Below are 9649 nucleotides of genomic sequence, written 5' to 3' on the forward strand. Positions count from 1 at the left end.
GTGTTCTGGGTTATTGCGCGATCCCATTGTGGGAGCGGGCTTGCTCGCGAAGACGGCCTACCAGGCGACTGCGATTTTGTTGGCTATACACCGCTCCAGGGTGGGAGCTGGCTTGCCTGCGATGGCGGCTTGTCGGTGTACATATCCGTTATTTGGGTAACGGCGGCTTAGGGTTCCGCCCTTACGGCGGCTAAACCGGCATCCCTGCCGGTTTACCCCCCAAATCCATGCCGAATTCCGGCCAGCGTGTTTAACGGGGCGCCCAAGATCACAATCAAAAGCAAAGCGAGGCGGCCTAGTAGCCGACCTGATCGATGGAGCGTGCGCATTCCCCTGTGGGAGCTGGCTTGCCTGCGATGGCATCAACTCGGTGTGCCTGATGTACCGAGGTGCCTGCATCGCAGGCAAGCCAGCTCCCACCGTCAGCTGGCGCTGGCCGCTTTGTTGAACTCCACGGTTTCCTTCATCTGCTTGCGCCCCATCAACAACACCATCACCGCACCCGCCGCACACAGCGCCGCCAGTGGCAGCAGGGCCAGCGCATAACTGCCGGTGGCGTGATGAATGGTGCCGTACACGTTGACCATGATCCCGCCACCAATCAGGTTGGCCATCGCGCCTACAGCCGCCAAACCGGCAGCAGCGGTGGAGGAGGACAGCCAAGTGGACACCAGCGCCCAGAACGGTCCTTTCATCGAATACGCACCGATCAGCACCATCGACAACATGCACACCGTCGCCACCAACGAAGACGTCACCAGCGCCAGCAGTAACCCTGCGGTGATGAGCAGCAGGGTGGTCGCGGTGTGCCAGCGGCGTTCGCCGGTTTTGTCGGAGCTGCGGCCCCACAGGATCATCAGGATCGAGGCCAGCCCGTAAGGGATGGCGTTGACCATGCCGATTTCCAGGTTGCTCAGGCCAAAGGTCTTGAGCAGTTGCGGCGCCCACACGCTCATGGTGCTGCCCGCCGCCGAGGCGCCGGAGTAGATCAGTGCCAGTACCCAGATGTGTTTGTGGCGCAGCAGTTTCCATAGCGAGATATGCCCGATGGCCGTCTTGCGGCTGCGCTCTTCGTCGAGGCGGCTGGTGAGCCAGTGGCGTTGCTCGTGGCTCAGCCAGTTGGCTTGCTCGGGGCGATCCGTCAGCACGAACAGACAGGCGATGCCCAGCAGTACGGCAGGAATCCCTTCGATGATGAACAGCCAGTGCCAGCCGCGCATGCCGAACCAGCCGTCCATGCTCAACAGCAGGCCGGACAGCGGCGAGCCGATGAAGTTGGCACCGGGGATCGCCACCATGAAGATCGCGACCATGCGCCCACGGTAGGCCGCCGGCAGCCAGTACGTGAGGTAAAGCAGCACGCCGGGGAAGAAGCCGGCCTCGGCCGCGCCCAGCAAAAAGCGCATCACGTACAGCGAGTTGGCGCCGGTGACAAACGCCGTGCCGGCGGAGATCAGGCCCCAGGTAATCATGATCCGCGCAATCCACACCCGCGCGCCGAAGCGTTGCAGGGCCAGGTTGCTCGGCACTTCCACGAAGAAGTAGGAGACAAAAAACAGGCTGCTGGCAAAGCCGAAGATCGCCGGGGTCAGGCCCAGGTCCTGGTTCATCTGCAACGAAGCCATGCCGATATTGCCGCGGTCGATGATCGCCAGCAGGTAGCAGAGGATCAGGAACGGCAATAGTCGCCACGCCACCTTGCGCATGGTTGCGCGCTCGATGGCGCTGATGTCGGTAGAACTGATGGACATGACTCTCTCCCGTTTTGTTTTTTTTGGAGAAGCGTGATGGGCCCGCGCTTGCAACGCGGGCGATGTCAGTGTTCGTAGAGATGGCGGTTGACCACCGCACGCGGCGGCGGCGCGGTGCCGTCCCAGAAATCGATGATTTGTTGCAGCGCCAGCAGGCCTACGCGGTCACGGGCTTCGGCGGTGTTGGCGCCGACGTGGGGCGTCGCCACCAGTGTCGGCAAGCCCCACAGCGCCGAGTCCGCCGGCGGTGGTTCGGGGTTGAACGTGTCGAGACCCGCGCCGGCGATCTGCCCGGTGCTCAAGGCATGGACCAACGCTTCGGTGTCGATCAGTTCACCGCGCGCGGTGTTGATGAGGATCGCGCCCGGGCGCATGCGCTTGAACTGCGCCGCGCCAAACAGGTTGCGGTTCTGCTCGGTCAGCGGGCAATGCAGGCTGATGATATCGCAGCTGGCCAGCAGCTCATCCACGCTGTTGACCCGCTCGACATTCGGCATGTCCGCCAGGTACGGATCAAACACCTTGATGGTCATGCGCAGCGGGGCCACCAGGTCCATCAGGATCTGGCCGATGGCGCCCAGGCCGACCAGGCCGAGGGTCTTGCCGGACAGTTCGATGCCCACCGAGGTGGCTTTGTCCCAATGCCCGTCACGCATGCGCGCATCGAGCAGGGCGGTCTGGCGCGCCACGCTGAACATCAGCGCCAGGGCGTGCTCGGCCACCGATTGCGCATTGGCACCGAGGGCGATGGTCACCGGGATCTGCCGTTCGGCAGCCGCGGCGATGTCGATGGTGTCGTAGCCCACGCCGTGCTTGGCGATGATTTTCAGTGCGGCCGAGGCATTTATCATCTCCCGGGTCAGCTTGCCCTGGCGCACGATGATCGCGTCCGGTTGTTCGCGGGCAATGATCGCCGTGAGTTCTTCGGCGGGTGCGTAGGGTGTGGTGGGGACGATGCGTACGCCGTGGGCAGCGGCGTGGGCCATGGCGTCGGCGGTCAGTTCCGGGCCGGTCAGCAGGAGGGTTCGGGTCATTGTGCGCACCTTGGTTTTCTTGTCTGTGTGCAGTTGGCGACGCATTGCGGCGCTCAACAGTGCTTGAAAACTAGCATAATGAAACTGCGTTGCAATAAATAAATTTAACCACGCTGTTTTGACCGGCTTTGGATCAGTGGGAAAACCCAATAAAATCTAACGGTTATTCAGGTTTAAGATTTTTTTCAGTGCGGAGTGTTGGATTTTGAATCCGCCTTGAGCCTTGCTGGTTGCAAATCATGATGTTAATTTTGAAATGGCATTTCAAAACAACATAAAAACCAGCAGAGGAATACCCCATGTCCATCGGATTCAGAGTGCTCGAGAGACAACGCAAGGTCGCCGCCGAGTGGGTCGAGCGCTACCGCAGCGTGCCCGTCGCCAATATCAGTGATTCGATGCACCGCATGACCGCCGGCGGTGCGAGCTTGAAACCGATGCACCGCACCGGCGTGCTGGTGGGGCCGGCGCTGACCGTCAAGGCGCGCCCAGGGGACAACCTGATGCTGCATCACGCGCTGGATATCGCCCAGCCGGGCGACGTCATCGTGGTGGATGCCGGCGGCGACCTGAGCAACGCGCTGATCGGCGAAATGATGGTGGCGTATGCGATCAAGAAAGGCGTGGCAGGTATTATCATCAACGGCGCGATTCGCGATGCCGCGAGCATTGCTGCCGGGGAGTTCCCGGTGTTTGCGGCCGGTATCACCCATCGCGGCCCTTACAAGGACGGCCCGGGCGAGGTCAATGTGCCGATTGCCCTGGCCGGCATGGTGATCGAGCCGGGCGACCTGGTGATCGGTGATGAAGACGGCTTGCTCTGCGTGCCGTTCGACCAGGTCTGCGAGGTGTATGATCGCGCCCACGCCAAACATGCCGCCGAGCAAAAGCAGCTGGAACAGATTGCGCTGGGCGAAAACGACCGAACCTGGGTCCTGAAATCCCTGACACAAAAGGGCTGCGAGTTTATTTGAATCCTGCGTCTACCACCCGCTGGCCCACGCCGATCCGTGCGCTGCGCCATCGCAATTTCCAGATCTACTTTGTCGGCCAGGGCCTCTCCACCCTGGGCAAATGGGTGCAACAGGTCGCGCTGTCATGGCTGGCCTATCACCTGACGGGCTCGGCCGTGCTGTTGGGGGCGATTGCGTTTCTGACGCTGTTGCCGCAGTTGCTGGTGGGGCCGCTGGCGGGCGCCTGGTCCGACCGCCATGACAAGCGCCGCCTGCTGATGGCGGTGCAGGCCACCCTGGCCGTGCAATCCCTGGTCCTCGCGGTGCTCACCTGGCAACAGTGGATGGGCCGCGACGTGATTATCGCCATGGCGCTGCTGCTGGGCTTGCTCAATGCCCTGGAAACACCCCTGCGCCAAGCCTTGATCGCCAGCTTCGTCGATGAGCCCAAGGACCTGCCCAACGCCCTCGTGCTTAATGCGATGCTAATCAACGCCGCACGCTTTATCGGCCCGCCGCTGGCCGGTTTGCTGATTACCTGGAGCGGCGAGGCCGGTTGTTTCCTGCTCACCGCCATCGCCTTTGGCATGCTGTTGATTGGCTTGGGCAAGGTGCAAAGCCGTGCACAGGTGCGGGCCAAAGGGTCTACCGGGGAGATCTTCCGTGAAGGGTTGCGCTATTTGTGGAACACCCTGTCCATCCGCCGCCTGTTGATCGGCGTGGTGATGGTCAACCTGTTGGCGTCCTGCTACACGGTGCTGTTGCCGATCCTGGCCAAGCACGCCTTCAGCGGCGATGCCCAAACGCTCGGCTGGCTGTGGGGCGCGGCGGGGGCGGGGGCGTTTGTGGCGACGATTTTCCTGGCCTTCGCCGGCAGCTCATCGAGCCTGAGCCGCATCATCGTGATGGGCACGGTGGTGTGCGCGGTGTCGTTGTGTGCGGTGGCAGCGAACCCGCCGTTGGGGTTTACCCTGGCGGCGCTGGCCGGGTTGGGTTTCGGCATTACGGTGAGCAACGTCAGCAGCAACATGACCCTGCAAAGTGCCGCGCCGGAAGCGCTGCGTGGGCGGGTGATTGCCTTTTACATCGCCATGCGCTTCGGCTTTGAAGCGATTGGCGGCTTGCTGGCCGGGCTGTTGGCGGCGGCGCTGAGTGTGCAGTGGACACTGCTGCTGGCTGGGGCTTTGCTGGGGATTTATCAGCTGATCAGTTGGCGCATGAGCCCTCGACGCTGACGTCGAGGGCCCCACGGTCACGTCAGTATTTGAACCGCCCCACCAAGCCCTTGAGCTGCCCGGAAATATCCGTCAACCGACCCGAGCCGGTCTGCGCCGAGTGGGCAAACCCTTCCACCAGTTGCGCATCGGCATGGATCTGCGCGATGTGCCGGTTGATCTCTTCGGCCACCTGGTGCTGCTCTTCGGCGGCGGTGGCGATCTGGGTGTTCTGGTCGCGGATCGAGTCCACCGAGCCGCGGATCTTGTCGAAGCTGTCGCGGGCCTGCTGGATGCGTTCCACGCTGGTGTGGGACACCAGCAGGCTGCCCTGCATTTGCTGGGTGACTTCCTGGGTGCGGCGGGCGAGGTTGCCCAGCAGGCTGTCGATCTCGCCGGTGGAGTCGGCGGTGCGGCGGGCGAGGGCGCGTACTTCGTCGGCCACCACCGCAAAACCACGGCCCTGATCGCCGGCGCGCGCGGCTTCGATCGCGGCGTTGAGCGCCAGCAGGTTGGTCTGCTCGGCAATCGAGCGGATGGTGTCGAGGATGGTGTTGATGTTCTGACTGTCCTGCTCCAGCAACTGCATGGTCTGCGTCGACTTTTGCAGGTCTTCGCTCAACTTGAGCACGCTGCCGGTGGCTTCGCCGATGTGCTGCTGGCCGTCGTGCACGTCGCGGTAGCCTTCGTCGGCACTGGTGGCGGCAGCGCTGCACGAGCGTGCGACTTCGTTGGCGGTGGCGACCATTTCGTTGAACGCGGTGCTCACCAGTTCCACGGCTTCACGCTGACGGCCAGCGGCCTGGTTCATGTTGTTGGCCACGGCGCTGGTGTCGGCGGCGGCGCTTTGCAGGTCCGAGGACGCGCTGCCGATACGTTGCACCAGTTGCGCAATCGCACCGAGGAACTGGTTGAACCAGCCGGCCAGGGTCGCGGTTTCGTCCTTGCCTTGCACGGTGAGCTTGCGGGTCAGGTCGCCTTCACCTTCGGCGATTTCTTGCAGGCCATCGGCAACGCTGCGGATGGGGCGCACGATCATGCTGGCAAAACTTGCACCGACCAGGGCAAACACCACGGCGAGTGCGGCGGCGATGGCGGCGATCAACAGGGTCAGGCTCGACGCGCCAGCCATCACTTCGTCGCGCTTAATCAGGCCGATAAAGCGCCAGCCGAGGTCTTTGGAGCTGACCACGTTGGCCATGTAGGGCACGCCGTTGATCTCGATCTGGGTGGCGCCGTCGGTGCGCTTGGCCAGGTCGGCGTATTGCGGGCCGAGGTCGGCCAGGGGCTTGAAGTTGTGCTTGGCATCGCTGGGGTCCACCAGCACGTTGCCGTTGGCTTCCACCAGCATCAGGTAACCGCTGTCGCCGAGCTTGATGTTGCGCACCAGTTCGGTGAGTTGCTTGAGCGACACGTCCAGGCCGACCACGCCGAGGATAGTGCCGGTGGCGTCGGCGACGGTGCGCACGGTGCCGATCAGCACCACGTCATCCGGTGCCCAGTAATACGCACCGGTGCGCACGGTGTTGCCCGGTGCGGCCACGGCAGCCTTGTACCAGGGACGTTGGCGCGGGTCGTAGTTGTTCAGCTTGGTGTCGTCGGGCCAACTGGCGTAGCCGCCGTCGCTCAGGCCCAGGGACAGGTAAGCGGTGCTGGGATGGCTTTTGGCGAACTGGTCGAAGATGTCCAGCAGCGCTCTGTTGGTCGGGGTCAGGGGGATTTGCGCGGCATCGGCCCCGGCGTAGCTTTTCAGGTCTTTGGCGGCGGCGATGCGTGGGTCTTTGGCGACGAATTCAACGTTCTGGCTGATGCCGTCGAAGAATTGCTTCATGCCGTTGTCGATCTGGCGGATTTCACGGCTGCTGCTGTCGACGAAATTGGCCTCGGCCGCATCCCGCAGGTTCAGTACCACCAGCACGGCCACCAGGATCACCGGCACGCACGCGATAGCCGCAAACGCCCAGGTCAGCTTGTGTTTGATATTCATGACATCTCCCGCAGGGTACTTATTAGAGTTGGCAAGGCGGAGGAAAGCGAAGAGCGTCGCATGTGTTGTTTTTAGAGGGGATAGCCCATGCGTACCCCCGGTATATCGACCGGTGGGTCACGCACTTTAGGCCGTTGGCAGGGTTTAACCGATGCGCTCGCCACCCAGCGCATCACGCTGCATCGATTGCAGGTTTTTCTCGATGGTTTCGCAGATGGTGTCCATCTGGATCTGGTGCTCGCTGGAGTTGAACGGGCTTTGCAGGTCGGTGCCGATGCGCTCAATGGCCAGCAGCATAAAACCCACCACCGTCGAGGCCAGCGGGGTGAACCAACCGAGGGATTCCACCAGGCCCACCGGCACGATCAAGCAGAACAGCGAGATAAACAGGCGCGGAAAATACACGTAGGGGTAGGGCAGCGGCGTATTGGCAATACGCTCCATGCCGCCCTGGGCGTTGGACAAATCCACCAGGGTCGACTCCAGCCGAGCCAGGCGGATGCTGTCCAGGTGGCCGGCCTTGTATTCCTTGGCCAGCAAGGCGGCCGAGCCGGTGAGGATGTCGTTGGCAAAGTTGTTGGTGGTGCCGTTGCGGGCGAACTCTTCGCTGGGGATGAAGGCACGCACCTCATCGGGGCACGGCTGGCCCTTGAGGTGGGCCGCCAGGCAGTTCACATAGGCCACATGCCGGCGCAGCAGGGTGGCCTTGACCGGGTTCACTTCGCTGTCGGGGTCATCCAGCAGCGTCAGCACCTGGCGCGCAAAACTGCGCGAATTGTTGACCATCGCCCCCCACAGCGTGCGCGCCTCCCACCAGCGGTTGTAGGCGCTGCTGTTGCGAAAACTGATCAGCACCACCAGCGCCGACCCGAGCAGGGTCAAGGGCATCAGCGGCAGGTTGATCTTGTAGGTGAGGAACAGCATGAAATCCACCGTGACGGCGACATCCCACAGCAACAGCCAGAACAGGGCCCAGCCTACATAGCCCATGGTCTTGATGATCAGGCGGTATTTTTTGATGATGGCGGCTTTCAAACGACGACCTCGCGGGGAGCGGTGGGCAAGAGTGCCTTAGGTCGGACGTGGGGTTGGGGGGAAAGGTTCGCTGCTGAAACGTTTCTTAATGCTGGGCGAGGATACTGTGGAGCAGGCCGGGGAAGCGACTTTCAAGCACATCACTGCGCAATGAGTTCATATGGGTGGTCCCCACACTCCGCGTCTGCACCAACCCCGCATCCCGCAACACACGAAAGTGATGGGACATGCTCGACTTGGGCCGCCCGCCATCCAATTCGCCGCAGGTGGCTTCGGTTACGCCGGCCAGGCAGCGCACGATTTCCAGGCGCACCGGATCGCTCAGCGCGTAGAGCACGCGTTCGAGGGTAAGGTCTTGGGCAAGGGGGTGTTTGAAGGCTCGCATGGGGCCGGATGATAACAGGGGGGTATCGTTGAGCACCATAGTTCGAATACTATCGAACTACCATTGCCAATCTGGAGTCGTCCCATGGTCGCCTTGTTCGAACCCTACACACTCAAAGACGTCACCCTGCGCAATCGCATTGCCATCCCGCCGATGTGCCAATACATGGCCGATGACGGCATCGTCAACGACTGGCACCACGTGCACCTCGCGGGCATGGCCCGTGGCGGGGCAGGGCTGGTCGTGGTCGAGGCCACCGCCGTTGCGCCGGAAGGCCGTATCACCCCGGGCTGCACCGGGATCTGGAGCGACGCCCACGCCGCAGCGTTCGTGCCCATTGTCAAAGCCATCAAGGCGGCGGGTTCGGTGCCGGGCATCCAGATCGGTCACGCCGGGCGCAAAGCCAGCGCCAACCGCCCGTGGGAAGGCGATGACCATATGGCCGCGTCCGACCCGCGCGCGTGGGAAACCATCGCGCCGTCGGCGATTGCCTTTGGGGCGAACCTGCCGCAGGTGCCACGCGCCATGACCCTGGACGACATCGCCCGCGTGCGCCAGGACTTCGTCGATGGCGCGCGCCGTGCCCGTGATGCTGGTTTTGAATGGATCGAGCTGCACTTCGCCCACGGTTACCTGGGCCAGAGTTTCTTCTCCGAACACTCCAACCAGCGCACCGACGCCTACGGCGGCAGCTTTGACAACCGCAGCCGCTTCCTCCTGGAAACCCTGGCCGCCGTACGTGAAGTCTGGCCAGAAAACCTGCCGCTGACCGCCCGTTTCGGTGTGCTGGAATACGACGGCCGCGACGAGCAGACCCTCGCCGAATCCATCGAACTGGCCCGCCGTTTCAAGGCCGGTGGCCTGGACCTGTTGAGCGTCAGCGTCGGCTTCACCATTCCCGACACCAATATCCCGTGGGGCCCTGCATTCATGGGGCCGATTGCCGAGCGTGTGCGCCGTGAAGCGGGTATCCCGGTGACGTCGGCGTGGGGTTTTGGTACGCCGCAGCTGGCGGAAGAAGCCTTGCAGGCTGGGCATCTGGACCTGGTATCGGTAGGCCGTGCGCATTTGGCTGATCCGCATTGGGCGTACTTTGCGGCCAAGGAGCTGGGCGTCGAGAAGTCGTCGTGGACCTTGCCGGCGCCTTACGCGCATTGGTTGGAGCGTTATCGCTGAATGCAAGTGTAGGGTCGGACTAGCCCTGACACCCTTCAATCAAGAGCAAACGCTGTACCTGTGGCGAGGGAGCTTGCTCCCGCTGGGCTGCGCAGCGGCCCCAAAATCTTGGGA

7 protein-coding genes and 2 pseudogenes are annotated in these 9649 nt (G+C 62.8%); 3 read left to right on the plus strand and 6 right to left on the minus strand.

The window, feature by feature from the left end:
* Positions 1 to 422 precede the first annotated feature (422 nt).
* Together NUV89_RS11685 and NUV89_RS11690 are read right to left on the minus strand one after the other, a co-directional pair.
* Positions 423 to 1751, minus strand: coding sequence for an MFS transporter (locus NUV89_RS11685; RefSeq protein ID WP_257781421.1), 1329 nt, complete (start codon positions 1749 to 1751; stop codon positions 423 to 425).
* A 65-nt stretch (positions 1752 to 1816) separates the two neighbouring features.
* Positions 1817 to 2785, minus strand: coding sequence for a hydroxyacid dehydrogenase (locus NUV89_RS11690; RefSeq protein WP_257781422.1), 969 nt, complete (start codon positions 2783 to 2785; stop codon positions 1817 to 1819).
* A gap of 299 nt (positions 2786 to 3084) precedes the next feature.
* Here NUV89_RS11690 and NUV89_RS11695 point away from each other — a divergent pair, with 299 nt between their 5' ends.
* Together NUV89_RS11695 and NUV89_RS11700 are read left to right on the plus strand one after the other, a co-directional pair.
* Positions 3085 to 3759, plus strand: a complete 675-nt coding sequence (locus NUV89_RS11695) for an RraA family protein (protein WP_257781423.1) — start codon at positions 3085 to 3087, stop codon at positions 3757 to 3759.
* Entirely contained in the window at positions 3756 to 4973 is a 1218-nt protein-coding gene (locus NUV89_RS11700) for an MFS transporter (protein WP_257781424.1), read from the plus strand. Before NUV89_RS11695 ends, NUV89_RS11700 begins: the two co-directional genes overlap by 4 nt.
* 22 nt (positions 4974 to 4995) lie before the next feature.
* Here the strand turns inward: NUV89_RS11700 and NUV89_RS29930 are convergent.
* The 4 genes and pseudogenes from NUV89_RS29930 to NUV89_RS11715 all read right to left on the minus strand — a co-directional run.
* Positions 4996 to 5532, minus strand: a pseudogene (locus NUV89_RS29930) (methyl-accepting chemotaxis protein); the annotation flags it as partial.
* Positions 5533 to 5856: 324 nt separating this feature from the next.
* Positions 5857 to 6939: pseudogene (locus tag NUV89_RS29935) on the minus strand (cache domain-containing protein); the annotation flags it as partial.
* A 144-nt stretch (positions 6940 to 7083) separates the two neighbouring features.
* Positions 7084 to 7974 carry a bestrophin family protein gene (locus tag NUV89_RS11710; RefSeq protein WP_017735516.1) on the minus strand — a complete coding sequence of 297 codons (891 nt, stop codon included), beginning with the start codon at positions 7972 to 7974 and terminating at the stop codon, positions 7084 to 7086.
* A gap of 85 nt (positions 7975 to 8059) precedes the next feature.
* Positions 8060 to 8359: a helix-turn-helix transcriptional regulator gene (locus NUV89_RS11715; RefSeq protein ID WP_257781426.1), complete on the minus strand. Its 300-nt coding sequence runs from the start codon at positions 8357 to 8359 to the stop codon at positions 8060 to 8062.
* Between the two features lie 84 nt (positions 8360 to 8443).
* On the opposite strand from NUV89_RS11715, the gene NUV89_RS11720 reads away from it, so the two are divergent.
* Positions 8444 to 9535: an NADH:flavin oxidoreductase/NADH oxidase gene (locus NUV89_RS11720; protein ID WP_257781427.1), complete on the plus strand. Its 1092-nt coding sequence runs from the start codon at positions 8444 to 8446 to the stop codon at positions 9533 to 9535.
* Positions 9536 to 9649 lie beyond the last annotated feature (114 nt).

Source organism: Pseudomonas sp. 18.1.10 (genome assembly GCF_024655625.1).
In the GTDB taxonomy this organism is placed as follows: domain Bacteria; phylum Pseudomonadota; class Gammaproteobacteria; order Pseudomonadales; family Pseudomonadaceae; genus Aquipseudomonas.

Coding starts and splice junctions, on each gene's coding strand:
- NUV89_RS11685 (WP_257781421.1), bottom strand. CDS start 1,751: ATGTCCATCAGTTCTACCGACATCAGCGCCATCGAGCGCGCAACCATG.
- NUV89_RS11690 (WP_257781422.1), bottom strand. CDS start 2,785: ATGACCCGAACCCTCCTGCTGACCGGCCCGGAACTGACCGCCGACGCC.
- NUV89_RS11695 (WP_257781423.1), top strand. CDS start 3,085: ATGTCCATCGGATTCAGAGTGCTCGAGAGACAACGCAAGGTCGCCGCC.
- NUV89_RS11715 (WP_257781426.1), bottom strand. CDS start 8,359: ATGCGAGCCTTCAAACACCCCCTTGCCCAAGACCTTACCCTCGAACGC.
- NUV89_RS11720 (WP_257781427.1), top strand. CDS start 8,444: ATGGTCGCCTTGTTCGAACCCTACACACTCAAAGACGTCACCCTGCGC.